Origin of the sequence: Paraburkholderia hospita (genome assembly GCF_002902965.1) — a bacterium.
GTDB classification, from domain to species: domain Bacteria; phylum Pseudomonadota; class Gammaproteobacteria; order Burkholderiales; family Burkholderiaceae; genus Paraburkholderia; species Paraburkholderia hospita.
This window is the reverse complement of the sequence record NZ_CP026107.1, coordinates 1,267,652-1,289,138: the sequence shown is the minus strand read 5'-3', so window position 1 is coordinate 1,289,138 and position 21,487 is coordinate 1,267,652. Positions and strand designations below refer to the sequence as shown.

14 protein-coding genes are annotated in these 21,487 nt (G+C 63.6%); 2 read left to right on the top strand and 12 right to left on the bottom strand.

Going from position 1 to position 21,487, the window contains the following annotated elements; genetic code table 11:
- Positions 1-32: 32 nt before the first annotated feature.
- From tssH to tssA, 9 genes are all read right to left on the bottom strand, one after another.
- Complete coding sequence (gene tssH / locus C2L64_RS39025; RefSeq protein ID WP_007580075.1) at positions 33-2,732, bottom strand: type VI secretion system ATPase TssH; 2,700 nt, start codon at positions 2,730-2,732, stop codon at positions 33-35.
- Positions 2,733-2,736: 4 nt separating this feature from the next.
- Positions 2,737-3,816: a type VI secretion system baseplate subunit TssG gene (gene tssG / locus C2L64_RS39020; RefSeq protein WP_007580073.1), complete on the bottom strand. Its 1,080-nt coding sequence runs from the start codon at positions 3,814-3,816 to the stop codon at positions 2,737-2,739.
- On the bottom strand, positions 3,801-5,678 hold the full coding sequence (tssF, locus tag C2L64_RS39015) for a type VI secretion system baseplate subunit TssF (protein ID WP_007580071.1): 1,878 nt from the start codon (positions 5,676-5,678) through the stop codon (positions 3,801-3,803). Before tssF ends, tssG begins: the two co-directional genes overlap by 16 nt.
- Before the next feature lie 4 nt (positions 5,679-5,682).
- Positions 5,683-6,195: a type VI secretion system baseplate subunit TssE gene (gene tssE, locus C2L64_RS39010; protein WP_007580069.1), complete on the bottom strand. Its 513-nt coding sequence runs from the start codon at positions 6,193-6,195 to the stop codon at positions 5,683-5,685.
- Positions 6,188-7,027 carry a type VI secretion system accessory protein TagJ gene (locus C2L64_RS39005; protein ID WP_007580067.1) on the bottom strand — a complete coding sequence of 280 codons (840 nt, stop codon included), beginning with the start codon at positions 7,025-7,027 and terminating at the stop codon, positions 6,188-6,190. The genes tssE and C2L64_RS39005 overlap by 8 nt, the downstream gene beginning before the upstream one ends.
- A gap of 118 nt (positions 7,028-7,145) precedes the next feature.
- Positions 7,146-7,640 (bottom strand): Hcp family type VI secretion system effector, encoded by a 495-nt coding sequence (locus C2L64_RS39000; RefSeq protein WP_007580066.1) that lies wholly within the window; start codon positions 7,638-7,640, stop codon positions 7,146-7,148.
- 45 nt (positions 7,641-7,685) lie between these two features.
- Positions 7,686-9,182 (bottom strand): type VI secretion system contractile sheath large subunit, encoded by a 1,497-nt coding sequence (gene tssC, locus C2L64_RS38995; RefSeq protein ID WP_007580064.1) that lies wholly within the window; start codon positions 9,180-9,182, stop codon positions 7,686-7,688.
- A 25-nt stretch (positions 9,183-9,207) separates the two neighbouring features.
- Positions 9,208-9,708, bottom strand: a complete 501-nt coding sequence (gene tssB, locus C2L64_RS38990) for a type VI secretion system contractile sheath small subunit (RefSeq protein WP_007580062.1) — start codon at positions 9,706-9,708, stop codon at positions 9,208-9,210.
- Between the two features lie 79 nt (positions 9,709-9,787).
- On the bottom strand, positions 9,788-10,822 hold the full coding sequence (gene tssA / locus C2L64_RS38985; protein WP_007580060.1) for a type VI secretion system protein TssA: 1,035 nt from the start codon (positions 10,820-10,822) through the stop codon (positions 9,788-9,790).
- Positions 10,823-11,588: 766 nt separating this feature from the next.
- On the opposite strand from tssA, the gene C2L64_RS38980 reads away from it, so the two are divergent.
- Complete coding sequence (locus C2L64_RS38980) at positions 11,589-12,320, top strand: hypothetical protein (protein WP_007580058.1); 732 nt, start codon at positions 11,589-11,591, stop codon at positions 12,318-12,320.
- A complete protein-coding gene (locus tag C2L64_RS38975; protein WP_007580056.1) occupies positions 12,296-13,090 on the top strand; it encodes a PP2C family protein-serine/threonine phosphatase in 795 nt (264 codons plus the stop codon). The genes C2L64_RS38980 and C2L64_RS38975 overlap by 25 nt, the downstream gene beginning before the upstream one ends.
- A gap of 33 nt (positions 13,091-13,123) precedes the next feature.
- Here the strand turns inward: C2L64_RS38975 and C2L64_RS38970 are convergent, their stop codons facing one another.
- From C2L64_RS38970 to C2L64_RS38960, 3 genes are all read right to left on the bottom strand, one after another.
- Complete coding sequence (locus C2L64_RS38970; protein WP_007580053.1) at positions 13,124-17,323, bottom strand: beta strand repeat-containing protein; 4,200 nt, start codon at positions 17,321-17,323, stop codon at positions 13,124-13,126.
- A 122-nt stretch (positions 17,324-17,445) separates the two neighbouring features.
- Entirely contained in the window at positions 17,446-19,158 is a 1,713-nt protein-coding gene (locus tag C2L64_RS38965; RefSeq protein ID WP_007580051.1) for a ShlB/FhaC/HecB family hemolysin secretion/activation protein, read from the bottom strand.
- An 8-nt stretch (positions 19,159-19,166) separates the two neighbouring features.
- Complete coding sequence (locus C2L64_RS38960; RefSeq protein ID WP_007580049.1) at positions 19,167-21,308, bottom strand: CHAT domain-containing protein; 2,142 nt, start codon at positions 21,306-21,308, stop codon at positions 19,167-19,169.
- Between the last annotated feature and the right edge of the window lie 179 nt (positions 21,309-21,487).

Genomic DNA, 21,487 nt, shown 5'->3' with positions numbered 1-21,487 from the left:
GTCAAACGAAACGGGCCGATCCGGCCGCCTCATCAATCGAACGTGTAGACGAACTCGCCATCGCGCGCGCCGATCTGCACCTTCGACACTGTCGCACCGTTCATCATCCGCTTGAGGAACTCGTTGCTGATATGCGGCAGCAGTGTGTTCGTCAGGATCGCGTCGATCATCCGGCCGCCGCTTTCCAGTTCCGTGCAGCGGCTCGCGATCAGCTTCACGACGTCGTCGTCATACGAAAACGGAATCTTGTGCGTCGCACGCACGCGCTTTTCGATTCGCCCGAGCTGCAAACGGATGATCGCGCCGAGCATCTCATCGGACAATGGGTAGTAGGGAATCACGACCACGCGCCCAAGCAGCGCGGGCGGAAACACCTTCAGCAGCGGCTCGCGCAGCGCCTTCGCGATGCCCTCAGGCTCGGGCATCAGTTCGGGGTCCTTGCACAGGTTCGTGATCAGGTCGGTGCCGGCGTTGGTCGTGAGCAGAATCAGCGTGTTCTTGAAGTCGATCACGCGCCCTTCGCCGTCCTCCATCCAGCCCTTGTCGAACACCTGGAAGAAGATCTCGTGCACATCAGGATGCGCCTTTTCCACTTCGTCGAGCAGCACGACGCTATAGGGCCGGCGCCGCACCGCCTCGGTCAGCACGCCGCCTTCGCCATAGCCGACGTAGCCCGGCGGCGCGCCCTTGAGCGACGACACCGTATGCGCTTCCTGATACTCGCTCATGTTGATCGTGATGACGTTCTGCTCGCCGCCGTACAGCACTTCGGCGAGCGCCAGCGCGGTTTCCGTCTTGCCGACGCCGGACGTGCCGGCGAGCATGAACACGCCGATCGGCTTGTTCGGATTGTCGAGGCCGGCGCGCGAAGTCTGGATGCGCCGCGCGATCATCTCGGTCGCGTGGCCCTGGCCGATGATCCGCTTGTTCAGGTTCTCGGCGAGCTTCAGCACGTTCTCGATCTCATTGCGGACCATTCGGCCCACGGGAATCCCCGTCCAGTCCTGCACCACCGAGGCGACCGCCTGCTGGTCGACGGTTGGCAGGATCAGCGGATCGTCGCCCTGGTGCTCTGCGAGCTTCGCCTGTAATTCCCGCAGTTCGGCAAGGCGCGCTTCGCGTGCGGCGTCATCGGCGGGCGCCGAGGGGGCTGCTTCGGCTGCGCCTTCGACCTTGCCGGTCTCGTTGCGCAATTGCGCGCGCAGTTCGAGGATGCGCGTAACCAGTTCCTTTTCCGCCTCCCAGCGCGCTTCGAGTTCGGTCAGACGCCCGCGTTCTGCCGTCACGCGCTCGGTCGCCGCGGCAAGCCGTTCGCCCGTATCGATGCCGACCGCGGTCTCACGTCCGATGATTTCCAGCTCCGTTTCGAGCGCGGCGATGCGCTTTCTGGAATCGTCGACGGAAGGCGGTGTCGCATGCTGGCTCACCGCGACGCGCGCGCAAGCGGTGTCGAGCAGGCTTACCGCCTTGTCCGGTAACTGGCGCGCGGGGATGTAGCGGTGCGACAGCCGCACGGCCGCTTCAAGCGCCTCATCCAGCACCTGCACCTTGTGATGCTTTTCCATCGTCGATGTGATGCCGCGCATCATCAGGATCGCCTTCGTCTCGTCCGGTTCCGGCACCTGCACGACCTGGAAGCGGCGCGTGAGCGCCGGGTCTTTTTCGATGTGCTTCTTGTACTCCGCCCATGTCGTCGCCGCGACGGTGCGCAGCGTGCCGCGCGCGAGCGCCGGCTTCAGCAGGTTCGCCGCGTCGCCCGTGCCCGCCGCGCCGCCCGCGCCGACCAGCGTATGCGCTTCGTCGATGAACAGGATGATCGGCTTTTCGGAAGCCTGCACTTCCTCGATCACCTGGCGCAACCGGTTCTCGAACTCGCCCTTCATGCTCGCGCCCGCCTGCAGCAGGCCCACGTCGAGCGTGCGCAACTGCACGTCGTGCAGCGTAGGCGGCACGTCGCCCGCGACGATGCGCTGCGCGAAGCCCTCGACCACGGCCGTCTTGCCGACCCCGGCTTCGCCCGTGAGGATCGGGTTGTTCTGGCGGCGGCGCATCAGAATGTCGACCACCTGGCGAATCTCTTCGTCGCGGCCGACAATCGGGTCGAGCTTGCCGTTGCGCGCCTGCTCGGTCAGATCGGTGGTGAAGCGCCTGAGCGCTTCCTGCTTGCCCATCGCGGCGGGCGGCACGCCTCCGACGGAATCGCCCGGCTGGGCGGCACCCGCGGCCTGGGAGCCGTCGGTCGCCGTCATCCCCGCTTCGGGCGAGCCGCCGAGCAGGCTGTCGAACTCTTCGACGAGGGGATCGAGCTTGATCCGCTCGAACTGGCGCGAGATGCCGTACAGCCCGTTGCGTAGCGACGGCGTCTTCAGCAACCCGACCACCAGGTGACCCGTGCGCACCTGATACTCGCCGAACAGCAGCGAACCGAACACCCAGCCGCGCTCGACGGCTTCTTCGACCTGCGACGAAATATCGACCACCGACCCTGCCCCGCGCGGCAGCCGGTCGAGCGCGTCCGTCAGATCGCGCGCGAGCGCCGATGGCTCGATGCCGAAGTGCTTGACGATGCGATGCAGATCCGAGTCCTGCAACTGCAGGACCTGGTGGAACCAGTGCACGATCTCGATATACGGATTGCCGCGTAACTTGCAGAACACGTTTGCGCTTTCGATTGCGCGATAGGCCAGCTTGTTCAGCTTGCCGAACAACGCTGCACGTTTGATTTCGGCCATTTTTCTAGTCCTTCGATGAGTGTTGGGATGCCGGCTCGCTCGCCCGTGCGTCGCTACGCGCGGGCTCGGCGGGCCGTCCGGACAACGAAGCGGGATGCAACCGTAACTGACGCTGGTCCTGCGTGGCCGGGCTGCTCAGCAGCCAGCTCGTGTAGCCAAGCCGGGCGCGGCGTCCCAGTGCGAGGCGTGGCACGTCCTCCTGTTTGAGCCAGAGGTTCACGTCCCAATCGAGGCCGTCGCGCACGTAGTTGCGCACCCAGTCGGTGAGGCGCCGCAGGCTGTCACCGCCGGGCAGGAAACGTTCGTAGTCGGCGAGCGTCAACGGCCCGACGACGATGCGGAACTTGTGCTGGCAATCCCACACCCGCGCGCCGAGCAGCGTCGAGATGCCGAGCGACGCCGAGCCGTCCCGCGCGCCCAGGCGCGATAGCGTGTCGCGCGGCAGTTCCATCCAGTGGCCGACCCATTGCTCGATACGCACCGGCAGGTTGAAAAAGCGTGCGAGGATAAGTTGCAGGCCCTCGGCGGGGCGAGTCGGACCGGACAGCAGGCCGGCGAAATGCAGCTTCGCGAAGTCGGGCACCGCATCGCGCTCGCGAAGCGCCGCTTCACCCAGACCAAACGTGCTGCCCACATAAACGGAAAAGCGGTCGCGCTCCGGCCGGTCGAGGCTCACGGTCGGCTGCGCATTGGCCCAGGCGCGATAGAACAGCGACACCATCCGGTGATGAAAGATGTCGAGAAAGCGCGCAAAGGTTGGATCGTTGGCATTGCGTGCGCGGTCGCGCACGTACTCGGTCAGGTGCACGGGCATCGGGCCGTGCGGCCCCATGAGGCCAAAAAAATTCACCGCCAGTCGCGCCGGGTGGCCGTCGTGAGACGGCCTCAACTCACCGAGCGTGGTCGGGTGAAAGATCAGCTCGGGCTCCTGCGAAAAACGCACCGCGTCATCGCGCGGGCGCAGCGATTCGCCGATCCGCGGCTTGTCCCGGTAGGCATTCTCGATGAGCCTCAGGGCTTGGAAGAAATCGAAGCGGTAGGCGTGCGCTTCGAGCTCGCGCAGCAGGGTCAGAGCGTCCGGCATTGTCCGACCCTCGCTGGCCAGCGCATGATCTCGCCGCGCGACAGCGTTCTGACCACCGTCTCGGCGAACGAATTGATCGACACGTATTGCGCAAAGTAGTGCGACAGCACGGCGCCGAGCAAAAAGGCGCCGGCGCCTTCGAAAGCCGCGTCGTCGAGAGTCAGCGTGATCGCGAGCCCGCGTCCGAACACGATGGGCCCGGCACAGGGCAGACGCCGCGTGACGGGATGCGATTCGATCGAATGCAAGCCTTCGATCATCCGCTGCGCCGCAGGATCGTCGACCGGGCAATAGAGGCTCAGCAGATCGCGCATGGCGCGGGCGCCCTCTTTCGCGTCGCTATCGACGAGCGATGCATAGTTCAGCGACAGGTGACTCAAGAGCCGCCACGCGACCGCGCCATGTGCATACGACGGCAGCGGCCGGCTCGGGCCGCTCACGCAGCGCACGCTTTCGATGGGCGCCTCCACGTCGAGTGTGAAGTCACTCGCGCCAACGCCGATCGACAAGGTGAGCGGCAGGTCGCGATTCGTGCAAAGCACCTGCAACCCAAGCTGGCGCAAATCACCGCGAAACGGCGCGTTCGCCGCGTCCACGAGCGCGATGAAGGTCTCGCTGCCGAGATAGCTGGTGCGCGGTCCGCGCTCGGCCTGGCGCGACGAGCGCACGCGCTTGTCGCGCCGCACCTGGTAGTACGCGCCTGCGCCATAGCCGGCGCCCAGGTCACGCGCGTGATAGAACGGCTCGAACTTCTGCTCGGCAGCGGCACCTGCGCCATAGCCGGTGACCTCCTCAATCCGGTAGATCTCGAAGTCCATCGGCCGCGTGCGGTCGGCCACCACGTGGTATTCGAACTGCTCGGCGGATAGCGCGATGCGGTCGGTCCGGCGCGGAAACAGGTTGACGGCGGGCGTGCAGTAGAGCGCGAAATTCGATGCGTCGACCGCCTGCTCCAGCATCGGGTCACCGCGCTTCAACAGCACGATCACTTCGACCTCGTTGTCGCCGCAACGGCGCAGCGCCTGCTGCAACCCGTCGATCGAGACGAACATGAAACGCGCCGCGAACGCGAAATACTCCTGCAGCAGCCGGTAACCCTGAAACGATTGCTTGCTGATGGGCAATAGCGCTTCGTCTTCCGCGAAGCCCATCGGCGCGACGGCCGTCGCGGGCAATTGCGCATGCCAGGTCGCGGGCCGCGACACGGGCATCACGACGACGCCCATCGCCGAGCCGACGAGGCGCTCGTAGAGGCGCGTCGGCATCGAGTCGGTGCCGCGCAGGTAGAGCGCCAGTTTGTCGAGCTTCAGCTGGTTGATCTTCAGCCCCCCCGTCGCGCGCAGGCGCAGCCGCAGGCCCGCTTTGACGCCTGCCGGCAATGCGATATCGGCACCGCCCAGCGACCCCGAATGGGTGAAGAACTTCGCGTCGGCGATTTCGAGCGGCCACAGCGTCAGGTCGTGCGCGCTGCGATATTCGCAACGCGTCGAACCGTTCTTGTCGAGCAGGCTGCGCAACGCGCTGCCGCGCGCAATCTTTACCCCTTCCGCGAGGCCGGAGTTGCTCAGATCGGGCCGGATCTGCACGACGGCCATCGACGGCGTCGGCGCCAGATAATGCGGGTAGACAAGTTCAGCGAGATGCTGCGTGAAACGTGGAAACTCCGCATCGATCTTCAGTTGCACACGCGCGGCGAGAAAGCTGAAACCTTCGAGCAGGCGCTCGACATAAGGGTCCGCGCATTCGAGGCTTTCGAGCCCCAGCCGCCCGGCGATCTTCGGATATTCTTTGGCGAACTCGCCGCCCATTTCCCGCAGGTGCTGGAGTTCCGCGCTGTAGTATTTGATCAGTTCCGGGTTCATGTGTTCAGCGCGCGCCGCTTTGGTCGATCACTCTGATTTCCCCGGCCTCCAGATCCAGTTCAGTCCTGAAATAGAGTCGCTCCGGGTACGGCTGTGCCCACAGATCTCCCTCGATCAAAAACGACACGGTGTTGTGCTGGGCTGTGGTCTCTTCGACCTGGATCGCCGTCACGCGCACTGTCTCGCGCAAGATGCGCGGCTCGAATGCCCAGATCGCATCGCGCACATGTTTTTCCAGCTTCGCCGGATCGACACCCGAGGCGGTCTTGCCGGCGATGTCGGGAAAGCCGTAGTTCAACACCGACGTGCTGACATACGGATAGCCCGACACATCCTGCACCGACGAAAGGCCGTTCGCATTGAGCAGCCACGCGAGATCGCGCTGCACGCTCTGACGCAGTGCGCGTATCGACAGCACGCGGCGTTCGCGCGCCTCCTGCTTGACCTCGGGCTCGTGGTCGGTCAGCCGGTCGAGCAGCGACGGTTGCAGCCGGTCACGCGAGCTCAGCTCAGCCATGATCCGGCGCGGCGCCAGCGCCGCCCTCGCTGCCTGACGGAGCCTCTACCGCCAGTTCGATCGTGCGGATATCGAGCAACGCATAGTCGTTCGCGTCGGTTGTCAGCATTCGTTGTCCGACTGGGCGCGCGTCTGCCGCATCGCTGCCGATCCATTCGGTCAGGTGCGCGAGCCACAACGCATGTTTCTTTTCGGCCAGTGTGCCGGCGTAGCGCGTCGGAATCAGTCCGACCGCCTGGCCATCGTTGGCCCAGGTGAACACCGCCGGCGTCCAGACCCGGTCGCGCAGGTCGACGGGCGCCTCGATCTCGATGCGCTTGATGCGGAAAAACGGCACCCAGTAGTAACGGCCGTTGAGCACCGTTTCGAGCGTCGGTCCGAGCCGTGTGTCGGCATCGGCGATCCACTCGAACGGTTCGCCGTTCACGCTGCCAGAGGTGGCGGGTGCATCGCCGAGCGCCTGCTCGCGTGCGGCCACGGCCGCTGCGTGGTCGCCTGCGGCATCGAGACGCAACGCTTCGACCAGCAACGCGAGCCAACTGGTCGGCTCGCCGAAAATCAATGGCGCACGCGCACCGTTGAAGACTGCTTCGCGCAGCGCTTCACATTGCAGCGCCTCGCGATACATTTGAACCATTGGCAATGCCGCGGCGTCGAGATCGCCGGCCACATTGAGTTGTGTCAACGCGCGGTCCCATGCGCCGAGCACTGCGAGCAACTGGAACAGGAACACGCGGTGGGCCGCCTTCGACGGATCGTTGCGAACCTGCATTTGCAACAGCCGTAGGCATTCGTCCAGATTGCCCTCGCGCAAGCTTTCTTCTGCCGTCATGTCAGTCGCTCCGTCAGGCCGGGTCAAGGCTGCCGAACCACACTGCGATGCCATCGCCTGTGCCATGGCATCACAGTGCCGCCGCGCCACACGCCCCGGGCACGGCGATACGCTGCCGCTAGCCGTTGGTTGGATCGTTCTTCACGATGTTCCACTTCATCTCGACGACCCCGCCTTCCTTCGCGCCCTTCGCGTTTTGCGGCTGATATTCGACATGGAACTGTTCGAAGTTCAGCGTCACGTTCTCGGTGAAGCGGTCCTCACCACCCGAGCCGCCCGTCGAATACGAGCTGATCAGGCACGCGGTCAGCGTGACCTTGTAGTACTCGAGCGGATTGTCGCCCCCCGCTTTTCGCACGGTCAAAATCACCGAGTCTATGTGCGAGCCCTTTGCGCAGGACAGCATGATCGTTGGTGTCGACTTGTCGACGTACTTGGTGAACGAGATGTCCTGCACGTTCACCTTGCCCGCTCCGCCGCCCGTGCCCAGGTGCATCGTGCCGCTCTGGCTTAGCCCCCAGCTCCACGCGAGTACATCGATCTCATCCTTATGAGACTTGTCCTGAGACTCACCCTTGATGTCGCCCAGCTTAATGAACATATCGACGGCCATGTTCTTCTCCAATCAAATCGGTTCACCACTGATAATGGAATTCCGTCATGCCGCCTTGGCGGACGGAAGCTTCGAGACCAGCCGCAACGACACGGTCAGGCCTTCCAACTGATAATGCGGACGCAGGAAAAACTTCGAGGTGTAGTAACCCGGATTGCCTTCGACTTCTTCGATCACGACTTCCGCTGCGGCAAGCGGCCGGCGCGCTTTCGACTCCTCGGTGGAATGGGCTGGATCGCCGTCGACATATTGCAGAATCCAGTTCTGCAGCCAGCGCTGCATGTCGTCTTTTTCCTTGAAGCTGCCGATCTTGTCGCGCACGATGCACTTCAGGTAATGCGCGAAGCGGCTGCATGCAAACAGATACGGCAGTCGCGCAGCCAGATTCGCGTTCGCGGTCGCGTCGGCATCTTCGTATTCGGCCGGCTTATGCAACGATTGCGCACCGATAAACGCAGCAAAGTCCGAGTTCTTCTTGTGCACGAGCGGCATGAAGCCGTTCTTCGCCAACTCCGCCTCGCGCCGGTCGCTGATCGCGATTTCAGTCGGGCACTTCATGTCGACGCCGCCGTCGTCGGTCGGGAACGAATGCACGGGCAAACCTTCGACCGCGCCGCCCGACTCGATGCCGCGAATCCGCGAGCACCAGCCGTACATCTTGAACGAGCGGTTGATGTTGGTCGCCATCGCATAGGCTGCGTTGGCCCACGTGTACTTGCCGCTGTCCGCGCCCGCGGTATCTTCCTCGAAATCGAACTCTTCGACCGGGTTGGTCTTCGCGCCGTACGGCGCACGCGCGAGAAAGCGCGGCATCGCAAGGCCGATATAGCGTGAGTCTTCCGATTCGCGCAGCGAGCGCCACGCCGCATGCTCGGGTGTCTGGAAGATCTTCGTCAGGTCGCGCGGATTCGCCAGCTCCTGCCACGAATCCATCAACATCACCGACGGGTCCGCGGCCGCGATGAACGGCGCATGCGCGGCGGCGGATATCTTCGCCATCTGCGTCAACAGGTCGACATCCGGCCCGCTGTTGTCGAAGTAGTAATCGGCGACCAGCGATCCATAGGGCTCGCCGCCGAACTGGCCATATTCTTCCTCATAGAGCTTCTTGAAGAACGGGCTCTGGTCCCAGGCGGTGCCTTTGTATTTCTTGAGCGTCTTGTGCAGTTCGCCCTTCGAAATGTTCATCACGCGAATCTTCAGCGTTTCGTCCGTCTCGGTGTTGTTCACCAGATAATGTAGACCGCGCCACGCGCTCTCTACTTTCTGGAACTCCTCCGAGTGGATGATCAGGTTGATCTGCTCACTGAGTTTCTTGTCGATCTGGGCGATCAGGCTCTCTATGGTCACCAGCACGTCGTTGGAAATCACGGCGGTGTCGCGCAGCGCCTGTTCCGCTAGCGTGCGCACTGCCGTCTCGACGGCTTCCTTTGCCTTATCGCTTTTCGGCTTGAATTCCTTTTGCAGCAGATTCGCGAAGTCGCTCATCTCGAGCGTGCCCTCGGTCTGCTGGGCTTGTCCTTCAGGGGTGGGTTCGGCCATGGTCAGACTCCACTGTTAGTCGCGCTTATTCCTGTGGTTTCGGCGCGGATGCGAGCGATTGCAGCAAAGCCGGGTCGTTCAGCACCTTCGCGATCAATTCCTCGGCGCCCGTCTTGCCGTCCATGTAAGTCAAGAGGTTCTGCAACTGGCCGCGTGCCTCGAGCAGCTTCGACAGCGCGTCGACCTTGCGTGCGACTGCGGCAGGCGAGAAGTCGTCCATGCTCTCGAAGGTCATGTCGACGGGCATATTGCCTTCGCCCGTCAGCATGTTCGGCACCTGGACCGCGACGCGCGGCTTCATCGACTTCAAGCGCTCATCGAAATTGTCAACGTCGATTTCCAGAAACTTGCGGTCCGCGACCGGCGCGAGCGGATCCGCTGGCTGTCCGGAGAGATCGGCCATCACGCCCATCACGAAGGGCAGATTCACCTTCTTCTCCGAGCCGTAAACCTCGACGTCATACTCGATCTGCACGCGCGGCGCGCGATTGCGTGCAATGAATTTCTGACTGCTTTCCTTGGCCACGACAGTTCCCCTGGTTGAAGCTGCACCGTCGAGAGGCGGAGCAGCGTATCAGTTACGATGCTGAGCAACTCCCCGACGACTATTCTTCGATACCGCCAACCTGCCGGGCCTGACCGAGACCTTCCGGCGCGAGGTCCTGCAATATTTCGATGAAGCTCTTATCCACCAGACGGCGCGCCCGTGTCAGCAACAACGGCACCGGACTCGACGGCTCGTGCTTTTCGTAATACGCGCAGATCTTGTCCAGCAGGCGGATGACGTCCTGCCGGCTGTTGACTTCTCCACTGGGCGCCGCACGCGTTGCCGCGCCTGGGGCGGCGGCTGCATCATCCATGCCCTCGCCGACGGGTGCTTCGCCTGCTGTCTGCTCATTGGCGTCGCTGACCCGCTCGCCAAGGAAGCCGGCCGCCTGTTGCAACAGACGCGACAGTGGAGACAGGTCGATCGCCTGGGCTGCGCCGACGCGTTCCGTCAACAGCGTTTCGATGCGAGTGTTGCTTTGGCGCGCTGCGAGCAACGCGGCGTGCGTAGTCGCCGCTTCGTCTCGCACGTCGGCGATGGCCGCGTCGATCGAGGCGAGCGATGGCGGTTCGACGCCATCGGGTACGGGCGTTTCTCCCGTCGCATATTCGATATCGCGCAGCCTGACGATGCCGTGCGTGCGCGACGCGGCAAGCGCTGTGTCGCGCACATCGAGCAACATTCCCGACTGTTCGACAAGCACGGCGAGCGCATTGATGCGCGCGGTCGGATCGTTATCGTCGTCAGGGTCGAGTTGCGGATAGACGTGATCCCAATGCCGCTCGAGCAGGCCTTCGATCAACGCCATCCCTTCTGCGAGACCAGTGAAGCCCTGGCGGTTCAGGACCGCGCGCGCAAGATGCGCAGCGACGCGCAGGTCGCGGCTTTTGTTGAACAGTTCGAGCGCGAGGGCCTGGGCTGCTTTCCAGTCAGGCGGTGTGGCGGCGACTACGGTGTCGCCATACTGGACTTCCGGTTTGCCATGCACGACCTGTTCGAGTTCGAGAAACATCGGGTCGTACTCGACATCGTCCCCGCAGGGACTGTCAGGCGATATTTCGGCGAGCAGTACCCCGGCATCGAGCGTGGCCATTGTTGTGTCGGCTTCAGTCTGAAACGAATAGTTTTAGCGTGCCCACGCCTCGCGACGCGTCACGCCACGTTAACTTCCGAATCCGGTCTTCCTCAAACCGATTTACAACAAATCAAATTTGGAATCCCGATAAGAATACGCGATGCCGCAGTGTTCCTCTACGAACATTTCACAACAGACCGATATGAGCATAGCACGCAATATTTAAAAGAAAAGGAGCGCCGCCGTGGTCACAAACTTGAAAGGAACGACCCGCAAATCCGATTGAAATAACAGTTTCTAAACACCTGAAAAAAACGCAAGATGTACGTAGCCTGCGGTCTTTTGCTCATCGATCGGAATGAATCATCGTCTATCCATTGATAACAAATTACTCACCAATCAACGTGATTGCCATCAACAAACGTTTCAGCTTTATGAAATTGAAAAAGTCGCGCGAGGGAATGCGACAAGGTAAACCCTCATATAGGTTTTGTTGTCTGATGTGCAATACCTAGAGCATTGCCCTGCGCAGTTTCGCAGTGAATAACTGTCTCTTTGAGTCACGCTCGACAACAGTGAGCTGACAGTCGTATCCGCATTCCGGTTTCCCCTGCTCCAATCGAACAGACGCACATCGGGTATTCAAATCTGCACAGCGTGACGCTGTGCTCAACATGCGGGGTGACATGTGACACACATTGAAAGCGCACGGTCGGCCGATAGCGGCTGCGACAGTGCGTTGTCGGACCTGTGGCAGAGGCGCACCTGCCTGAATCAGGACGAGATGGCATCGATCTATACAGTCGTGCGCCGCGCATTGCAGGGATATCACCCCTTCGAGTTGCAGGCGCTAGGCGAAGACAAGGAAGAACTCATTTCCCAGTTCATCTACTTCAAGGTCTTCCGGCTCGAAGCCGCGCATGCGCACCCGGAAGCCTTCCCACTGCATAGCGCGCCATCGAACGGTCATGCGGTGTGCGCGTACTTTCGCCGCTATCTGATCGACTGCCTGCGCAATGCCGGTCATCAACGCAATGTCTCGTTCGACGATGACGACGTGCTAGCCGAGGTCGAGCAGCAAGCGGCCGTGCAAAGCGATCCTGTCGGCTCGGTGCTGGCGCAGTACGGTCTGGACGAGCGAACCGTGCGGGAGTCCGCGGCGCGTTTCATCGCGGGGATCGACGAGTTCGACCAGTTGCTGCTGGCGGGTAGTCTGGGGTGGCTGTCGAATGAAAAGGGCGGGCTGTCGCGGATCGCCGCACGCTATCGGATTGCGTCGTATCACTATCGCGCCCGCAAGCTCGGCGTAACGCTGAAAAAAAGCTCACTGCCGGCCGATTTCGCGGCGACCAGCATCGGCGAGTGGATCCAGCACACGCTCGGCATCGACATCGCCGCGGAGAATCGCGTCGCGATCCTGTTCGTTCTGGGCATCCTCTCCGAACAGTCGCGCGCCCCGGCAGTTGAACCCGATCCGAGCAGAGGCTTCCTGTGCAACTTGCCACAGCAAGCCTGAGCGACCCAGGCGGCCGAAAGCGCAACGAGGACGCGCTGGGCGACTGGTCGAGCGAGCGCCTTTACTATTGCGTGCTCGCTGACGGTGCGGGCGGACACGGCGGCGGCGATACGGCATCGGCGATCGTCGTCAATAGCGTGCTCGCGGATCTGCGCTACCTGACGGTCGCCGAGTTGCCGCCGACGGGCCAACGCCTCGTCAAAGCGATCGGCCACGCGAACGCGAACATCCTGGAAGAACAGGCACGTGGCGACGCCGCGCTGAAAGACATGCGCTCGACGGTCGTGCTGCTTGCGATCGACTGCGAACTGCGCACGGCAGCGTGGGCCCACTGCGGCGATTCGCGGCTGTATTGTTTTCGTGGCGGGCAAATCAGCGTGCAAACGCGCGACCATAGCCTCGTTCAGGAGATGATCGATGCGCGTCTGATCACGCCTGAGCAGGCGCGCCATCATCCGCGCCGCAACGTGTTGCTCGCCGCGCTCGGCACAGCTGGCGAGCTGGATATCGTCGGCTTCGATGGCACGTTCAGCCTGCTCGATCGCGATGCTTTCCTGCTTTGCAGCGATGGGCTGTGGGAGTACGTCGACGAGACTTACATGAGCAAGACGCTTGGCGAAGCCGCGACCCCCGACGCATGGCTGGGCGCGCTCGCTGCGCGCGTGCACAAGATCGCGCCCGCCAGCCACGACAACTTCAGCGCACTGGCCGTGTGGATCGACGATCCGGACGACACTCAATCTACGGTGCTGCAGGTGGCGCCTTCATGAATGCGCCGCCTGCCTGAATCGTGCACGATAACGCTAGAAGTCTCCGCATCCATGTTGACCGTTCAGCAACATGCAGCTGTTCAGATTGGGTTGCGATCGCACGCGCTTCCATTCGACAGCGAGGATGTCCTGAGTGTCCCCCGGCGGCGCGGTGGTGAAGAGCGGCTGATTCGAACCGATACAGATGTTGGTGCCCTGCAGGTTGTTCTCGTAGACGAAGGTTTGCTCCTGGTTGCTGAAGAACTGCTGCAAGCCGGCTTGCGAAACAGGATCGATCAACTGCGTCACCGTCAGCGTGCCCGGCACCTCGATCACGATATAGCCGACGTTCGACCCGAGGTTTGAAAGGATCGGATACTTCCCAGGCGGTGAGTTCTGGTTGGCGGGCGACGTTAGCGTGCCCGTCAGCGCGCCGGCGGCGGTGTCGCCGTTGATCAGACCGCTGGCGGTAAACGTGAACACCGGATTGGGCGCACCGGCAATACGCGTCTTGCCATCGGCGGTCACCGTCACGGTCGGTCTTGCGAGATACACGTAATGATTGCCAGTAGTCGGCACCGCCCCGCCCCAACTGCAACCGGCGCCGAACATGCAACCATAAAAATTGGGCTGCGCGGTATTGGGCTGAACGTTGCCGCGCGTCTCGCCCACCCATGTGCTCGCCCAGATCCGCCAGCCGTTGTCGGCGACGATCGTGCCGGAACCCGCCGCGTTGAACACACCGCTTTCCATGACCAGATCGATCGTGCCGCCCGCGCTCAGGCTGGTGCTCGGACCGCCCAGCCCGATATTGCCCGTCGTGGCTTGAGCAATGAGGTTGCCCGTCAACGTTGAGTTGGTGCCATCGAGCGTGGTCAACTGGCTCGTGTTGGAATTGAATGTCTGGCTGACCACGGGGCCGATGACGAACCCGTGTGAGTTCGTAAAGTTCACGTTACCGGCGTTGACCATCGCCAGCACGCCGACGTCGTTTTGCGGATCGGTCAGCGTGAAGGTGCCGGGACCCGAAAGCAGCAGGCTCGCGGCCTGAATGCCGCCCGGGTCGGTGACGGGACCGCCGGAAACGAGCGCGAGCGTTTGGCCGGGCGTCGAGAGGCCGAACGGAAGCGTGATGCCCTGGCTGCCCGATCCCGGATTGGACAGCGTCAGATTGTTCGCGAGGCCCGGGCGTGTCAGCACGCAGACCGAGCTGTCCGATGCGCACACGCCGTTCACCGTGATGAGTCCCGTCTGGGTGGTCGAACCCAGCACGATGTTCGGGATCGAAGAGAACGCCGAGAACGTCGCCGCATCGATGCTCAGGCCGCCTGTGCCAAAAAGCGTGATCGGCGTGGCGTTCTGCGCGACGATCGCGAACGTGTTCGGATCGACCGTCGCGGGCATGATCGACAACGTGCCGCCGGGCGACGACAACGTCGAGTTGCTGATGAACAGGCTGCTGGTCGAGCCGTCATTCGACGCGCGCAGCGTGATGGAACCGGGGTGCGCCGTCGATATCGTGGGGTCGCTTGTCCCGGAGGACGGCGGCACGCCGATCGCGAGTCCAGGGTCGGCCGTGTTGGTCGAACCGGCTATCTGGATCGAGCCCGTTTGCCCCGTTGCCATCACGGCGCCATCGGCGATCAGCACGCCAATGTCGTCCTGCAGGTTCGGGCTCATGCCGCCCGCCGGTCCGCTCACGGTGCCGCGGATATCGATCAGACCGCCATTGTTGGAGACGATCTGCGTTCCGTCGGTGATCTGCACGCCGCTGGCGAATGGGCCCGTGCCGCTGCCGTAGATGGACAACGTGCCGCTGCCCGTCGTGACGGACGTGGCCGGGCCCGGCGTGCATTCGCACGGACTGTTTTCGAGAAACACGCCGAGCACGGAAGCACCGGAGGGAACCCCGACACTTTGACCGATCAACTGGATATTGCCGCTTGCCGACTGAACCGACGTACTGTGGAGGTCGAGCCCGGAGCTCCCGGTGAGCGCCGACGATACCGTGCCTGTCATGAAAATACTGCCGCTGCTCGTGCCCACATTGGCATTGAACAACTGCATGCCGTTGACGAAGGGCACGGCGTCGCCCGTGACACTGCCGGAGAGGTTGATCGCGCCCGTCGTGTTCGTCACGGACGCGCCTTGCACGAGAAGCCCGACCAATCCGTTCGCGGTTGCGTTGCCCGTAATCGCAATCGCGCCGCCTGAACTGCTGACGGCGGGGCCGGCAACGGTGCCGCCGACGGGCGTGAAGCCGCCGATGATGCTGACGCCCGTGCCTACCTCGCCGGGCGTGGTGCCAAAAATGCTGATACCGCCCGTCGAGGTATTGAGCGAACTGTTAAAGAGGCTGACGCCGGTGCTGAGTCCGATGCCTTGGGGGGTGCCCGTTAGCGTTATCGTGCCGGCACCGCCGGTGAGCAAACTGTTAGTGATATCGACGCCAGTGCCTTCCGCCAGCGTCGTCGTGCCAGTGAGCGTGAGCGCGCCGCCGCCTGTATTAACCGTCGAGTTGTTGATGGTGACCGGGCTTGATCCGGCCGCGTTGGCTGTGAAGCTGCCGCCATTGGTCGTCACCGTCGTGTTGCTGATCGCGACGGAACTGAAGGCATTCGTTCCGCCCACGTTCCCATTGAGCGCGATACTGAGCGGCCCCAAGGTCGACATGATGGTTTGGCCGTTGTCGACGATCGAACCGAGCGCGGTCAGCGTCAGGGTTGGGATGGTGGTCGGACTTGCCGGTGTCGCCGCAATGATCGGCGCCTGAATGTTGATGTCGCCCAATGAAAAGTTGGTGGGTGTCGAGCCGACCGTCGTGATCGTCACGGAGACGCCCTGATTCAGCTGGTCGGTGATGAGGGAATTGACCACCTCGCTGTCCGTGCCCGCCGGTGTGAAAATGGCCGGTGATCCATTGCTTGGCGGCGTCTCCGTCGCCGGTGTTCCCGATGCCGCCGCTACGATGGCGATATTGTCGGGATCGATCTTCCACGTCCCGCCTTTCCCCTTTGGTGCCGAAGCGTCGATGGTCGCGCGGGTGATATCGAGATAGTGACCTGATGTTTCGATCAAGCCACCGTCGCCGCCCTGCGCCCCGCCCCTCGCAGAAAGCGTGCCGTAGATCCTGCTCGCCGTTTCGCTGAACGCGACCACATTTCCGCCATTTCCATTGGTCAGCGCATCGGCATGAATGCTTGCGGTTGGCGACATCCACAGGGCGTTGGCGTTACGAATGGTCGGGTCCTGCCCGGCCGCACCGCCGCCGAAGCGCACAGTGCCGCCGCCCGTCGCACCGCTCGCATCGACGCGCGCGCCGTCCACGAGCGCAAGGTTGTAGCCTGTCACGTCGATCCGGCCACCCGTCAGGCCCGCGCCACCCGTTGCATCGAGCGTGCCGCCGACAGTCGCGACACCGCTCGTGCCACCATCGAGCACGATGTGCCCGTTGCGCTCGGCGACGCTTTGCGCACGTACGATTCCCTGCTGGTTGATCACGGTGCCCGCCAGCGCATCGGCCGTCTGCGCGCTCATCATCACCATCCCGCCATCGGCAGCGAGCGTGCCGGTGTTGCCGATCAGCGCGTTGGCCGCCCCCTGGTTTATTTTCAGCGTGGTCAGCCCGTCGCCCGCAAAGTCCAGCGTGATGTCGTTGCCCGCACCTATTGCGACCGTACCGAGGCGCGCGCTCACCGTACCCGAATTGCTCACGCTGCCGCCGAGCAGCGCAATCGTGCCGCCCGTCCCGGCCGTCAGCGTCCCGGCGTTGCTGACGGGCGCGACGGAGGTGCCGACGAAGCGATAGTTGCCAGCGAGAAAATCGGCGTTCGAAATATTCAGCGTCGACGCGACCATCGAGCCGACATTCACCGATGAACCGGGAGCGAAGATCACGCCAGCGGGGTTGACGAGAAACACTTTGCCGTTGGCCTGCAGCCGCCCAGAGATCACGCTGGGATCGTTGCCCATCACGCGGTTGAGCAGCGCCGCCCCGGCCGACGGCTGGGCAATCGTCACGCCTTCGTTCGCACCAATCGAGAAGGTGTTCCAGTTGACGATCGCCTTGGGCGTTTTCTGCGTGATATTCATCTGCCCGGCTGCGGGCGCATTGACGCTCACCGTACCTGACACCACCTGCGCCCCCGTCGGGTTCGCAAGCAGCGACGACATGTATGACCCGGCAAGCAGCGTAGCCGCCGCACAAACGATCGTGCCGGCAACCCGCAACGGCACACTGCATGGTTTGTTCATGGCAAACCTCCGCGCCGGACAGAGCCCGGCTCAACCACCACTCAGCCATCCCGCTTGCGCCACCCTTGCTGCTTGCGCAACGTCTGCGAACTGAAGCAGGAAGTCGGGCGTCTTCAGAACAACTAGAACGTCTTGGTCAACTGCACATAAAAACGCGGCACCTTGTCGTCGCCGCTGGTGTCCGAGCCTGTCGTGCGCCAGGCGACCGTGCCTTGCAGCGCGATGCCGCCCGGCGCCACCCAGTACGCGCCAAAGCCGACGCCGCTGCGCGTGATCATGTTCGGCCCCTGCTCCGGCCGCGAGTTCGCGTTGTACCAGCCGGTGCCAAAGTCTACGAAGCCGAACACCGTCGCTTTCGCATTGATGGCGTACCGTCCTTCGACCGTCGCAACGAAGCCCTCGTCGACGAGCCCCTCGGACGGCGAGTAGGCGCGCACCGCATGCGGCCCGCCTAGCAGGAAGCGCGACGAGTTGTCGAGTGTCGTGCCGGCCCACTGGCCGGATATACCCGCGAACATGCTGAAGCGTTCCGTCAGCGCATTCAGGCGGTTTGCGAAGAACGTCGCGCGCACCTCGGTGCCATGCGTGTTGCGCCCAAACGCCGACGCATCGAGTTCCTCGGCCGCCGCGTTCCTGAAATGCAGGCTGCCGATCAGGAACTCCACGTCCGCGCTATTGAAGCCGCCGCCCAGAAACGCGTCACGGCTTTCATAGCTGAGACCGACGCTGCCCTCGATCAGCGAGCGCGGATTGTGCAGGTCCACCACGCCGATGTTGTCGATGAGGTCGCGATACTCGAGGTTCGCGCGGGCCAGCAGGTTCTGGTTGCGGGTACGCAGCAGCGGATGGGTCACCGTCAGATCGACGACGGTTGCCTCGCCCTGCGCATCGAGCGACGCGAAATCCTTGCCGAGCGCATAGTTGAGCCGCGACAACGCGACACCCACGCGCGTGCCATATGCATTCACGGGCGCCTCATAGCCGATGCGGCCATACACGGTATCGAGCCGCTCGCTGGCCAGAATCCGCAAGTCGAGGTTGTCGCCGATCATGAACGGCGAATTGAGCCGCGCCAGCGCGCCCAGACGCCAGGTGCCGCTCGAAGGCGCGCCGTAGTTGTCGAGGTCGACGGCAAACGTCCAGCGTTTGGCGGGCGCGACGCTGATGGTCAGATCGACCGTGCCCGGCTCGTCGCCCGTTTCGATTGCCGAGGTCACGACGATGCCCGGCAGGTCCGACAGCAGCAGCATCGTGCGTTCGAGATCGTGCTGCTGCAGCGGCTGGCCCGTCGGAATCTGCGCGACGCGTGCACGCACCACATCTTCGCGGATCGGCGTGCCCGCCGCGATATCGAGCCGCACATGGCCGACGCGTCCTTCGAGCACGGTGAATTCGACCGTGCCCGCGCTCACGTCCTGCTGCGGAATCACCACCTGGGCGAGCAGATAGCCACGCGCGCGATAGACCTGCGTCACCTTGGCGGCAATCGTTTCGAGATCCGCAAAGCCGATCTGCTTGCCCAACTGGTCACGCACAGGCGCAAGCAGCTCGTCGGACGGAATGGTGTCGTTGCCCTTGAATGTGATGCCCTTGAGCACGAACGTCGGACCGGGTGCTGTGACAGGCGGTGCGCCCGCCTGCGGCACGGCGGGCAACGCTTGCGCACCACCTGGCGGCGCCGGGCGCGTGTCGCGCGGCGCGGTTTGCTGAAGGATGCTGCCGGCATTCGGCAGCGTCTGGCCGCCCGGCAGCGTCTGGCCGCCAGGCAACGTCTGGCCCCACGCGATCGTCCCGCTGCACGCCATCGCCGCGGCAATCAGTCGGAGTTTGTTCATTGTTCTTCTTAGCGCGCAATGCTCAGGCGCCAGCCTCCCATCAGGTCGAATGGTGCCCAGAAGAACGGATGTGCAAATTGTGAGTTCTGCATCACCGCGAGTTGCGCGGTCCGCATCGCGTCGATGGCTTCATGACCGTCGGCGAGCTGCGAGTAAAACGTGCGCATGGTCAGCGCACTCGATTCGTCGGCCACAGGCCACATCGACACGATCAGGCTCGTCGCGCCCGCATAGAAGAAGGCGCGCGTGAAGCCGAGAATCTCGTCGCCGCGCGCGATCCGCCCAAGCCCCGTCTCGCACGCCGACAGCGTGACGAGCGACACGTTGTTCAGCTTCAGGTTGTAGATGTCTTTCGCGAGCAGCGAGTCGGGACCGTCAGCAGGCTGCGTCGCGGGCGCGAGCAGGATGCGCGAATGCAACGGGTCGATCGTGTCGGCCTCCGCGTGGGTGGCGACATGCAGCACCCGGCCCGTAGGCGCATTGTCGCGGAAGCTCACCCGCGTCGCGCTGGATTGCAGAAACACTTCCTGGCGCGCAAACAGCGGCGCGATGCCGCGAACCTCCGCCTCGGCGCCGGGCAGCGCATAGGCGGGCGCGATCGTCGGATTGCCGAATGCGACGAGATTGCTCGCCACCTGCCGCTCACGCGTGGCGAGCTGCACCGCGACGCTCGCCGAAGGCTCCAGGGCGATTGCGTGGCGCTGGATCAGGAAGCCATCCGGGCCGTGCAACGCCTGGAACGGCAGATAGTGCAGCGCGCCGTGCGGGACGATGATCAGCCGGTCGTCGGCGCGCAATCCGAGGGGCGCGATCAACAGCGCGTAGAGCTTGTCGCCATAGGTGATCGCGGTTGCCCGGCGGCGCACGATGGCATTGCGGAAATCGGTGACGGCGGCATCCATGTCGGCGCGCGCGATGGGCAGCGTATAACCCTTGAGCCCTTCGTTGCGGATCACCCACACGATGATCGACTTCTCGAGGTTGTGATATTCGACGAGCGTCTCGTTTGGCTTCAATCCGTTACGCACCACGTCGAGACCCGGCACATCGCCGTTCAGTTGACGGTCGTTCACGCCGGCGTCGACGCGGTTGCGCACGACATCGAGCAGCGCGCGCGCCCGGCTGCGCTCGGACAGGCTCCACGCCGATGCATAGTCGCCCACTTCGACCGTCAGCGTGATCGCCATTTCGAACACGGACTGCGTATCGCCGAAGAGGCCCGTCTTGAACTCTTCGCTGCGAAAGCGCGCGCGGATTTTCTCCGAATCGTCCACGGCCTGCAGATAGGCTTCGCGCGCCCTCGCCCTCTGGCCGAGCGCAAGGTCGGCGCGGCCGATGCCTTCGTGCGCCCACAGGCGGTCGTAGTTCGCGTCGCTGCCGCCGCTTTCTGACAGCAGCGTGGTGAACGCGAGCAGCGCGTCCTGTGGCTTGCCTTCGGCAAGCAGCAGGTTGCCTTCGATGCGCCGGTACTCCGGCGCGAGGTCCGCGCTCGGCGCGGGACTGGCGGCGTCAAAGGTCTTGCGCGCGCCGGCCGTGTCGCCCGCGGCGATCTGCGCGTTCGTGATCGACAGTAGCACCAGCGGACGGTAGCGCGGCGACGCCGTTTCGAGCGCGCGGTTGTAGGCGTCGATGGCATCTTGCGGATGGCCGCGGCGCAGCGCGATGTCGCCCAGCACTTTGTTGGCGGGCGCAAACACCTGTTCGGGCGCTTTCGGGGTCGAGGCCAGCGCTTCCTGTGCGTATTTCTCGGCGTCGTCGAGATCGCCGGCGTAGCTGTAAGCGATCGCGAGGTCGCGTTTCGACAGCGCGACCAGATCGGCGTTGTCGGTACGCTGCGCCATCACCAGCGCGCGGGCGGCCGCCTCGACGCTGTCGCGGAAGTCACCGCGCTCGGCCGCCGATACGGCCATGCTGCAATAGTCGTACGCGGGCAGCGTGACGCGATCACGCGAGAGCAGCAGACGCCCTTCGGCCGTCAACGACTGCAGCGTTTCGGCATCGCGTTCGCGCTCGGTCGCCTGTCGAAAGCCTTGGGATTCGGGCGCGAGGCCCGGCGCGGCGCCGCTGGCAGGCGTGGCTGGCGCGGCCGCGAACGCGCTGCCCCATACGCCTGAGATTGCACAGACGACGAGCGCAGCGATACCCATCATGCGCGACCCGGCATGCGTCCTGACACGCAAGCGCGTAGTGCCGCTTTGCACTGCACGCCTCGCGATGCGCGCTACGCAGGACATCGGGATTCTTATGAGTTCGTTCACATCGTCTTCCTGCTGGAAGGTCCATGGACGCGACCGGAGAGCCGTTGTGACTGCGAGGGTGTGCGGGCCAG

Bases quoted from the DNA above. Each gene is read 5' to 3' on its own strand.
- tssA (WP_007580060.1), bottom strand. From the start codon at position 10,822: ATGGCCACGCTCGATGCCGGGGTACTGCTCGCCGAAATATCGCCTGAC.
- C2L64_RS38965 (WP_007580051.1), bottom strand. From the start codon at position 19,158: ATGAACAAACTCCGACTGATTGCCGCGGCGATGGCGTGCAGCGGGACG.
- tssH (WP_007580075.1), bottom strand. From the start codon at position 2,732: ATGGCCGAAATCAAACGTGCAGCGTTGTTCGGCAAGCTGAACAAGCTG.
- C2L64_RS38980 (WP_007580058.1), top strand. From the start codon at position 11,589: ATGGCATCGATCTATACAGTCGTGCGCCGCGCATTGCAGGGATATCAC.
- tssF (WP_007580071.1), bottom strand. From the start codon at position 5,678: ATGAACCCGGAACTGATCAAATACTACAGCGCGGAACTCCAGCACCTG.
- tssG (WP_007580073.1), bottom strand. From the start codon at position 3,816: ATGCCGGACGCTCTGACCCTGCTGCGCGAGCTCGAAGCGCACGCCTAC.
- tssC (WP_007580064.1), bottom strand. From the start codon at position 9,182: ATGGCCGAACCCACCCCTGAAGGACAAGCCCAGCAGACCGAGGGCACG.
- C2L64_RS39005 (WP_007580067.1), bottom strand. From the start codon at position 7,027: ATGACGGCAGAAGAAAGCTTGCGCGAGGGCAATCTGGACGAATGCCTA.
- C2L64_RS39000 (WP_007580066.1), bottom strand. From the start codon at position 7,640: ATGGCCGTCGATATGTTCATTAAGCTGGGCGACATCAAGGGTGAGTCT.
- C2L64_RS38960 (WP_007580049.1), bottom strand. From the start codon at position 21,308: ATGATGGGTATCGCTGCGCTCGTCGTCTGTGCAATCTCAGGCGTATGG.
- C2L64_RS38970 (WP_007580053.1), bottom strand. From the start codon at position 17,323: ATGAACAAACCATGCAGTGTGCCGTTGCGGGTTGCCGGCACGATCGTT.
- tssE (WP_007580069.1), bottom strand. From the start codon at position 6,195: ATGGCTGAGCTGAGCTCGCGTGACCGGCTGCAACCGTCGCTGCTCGAC.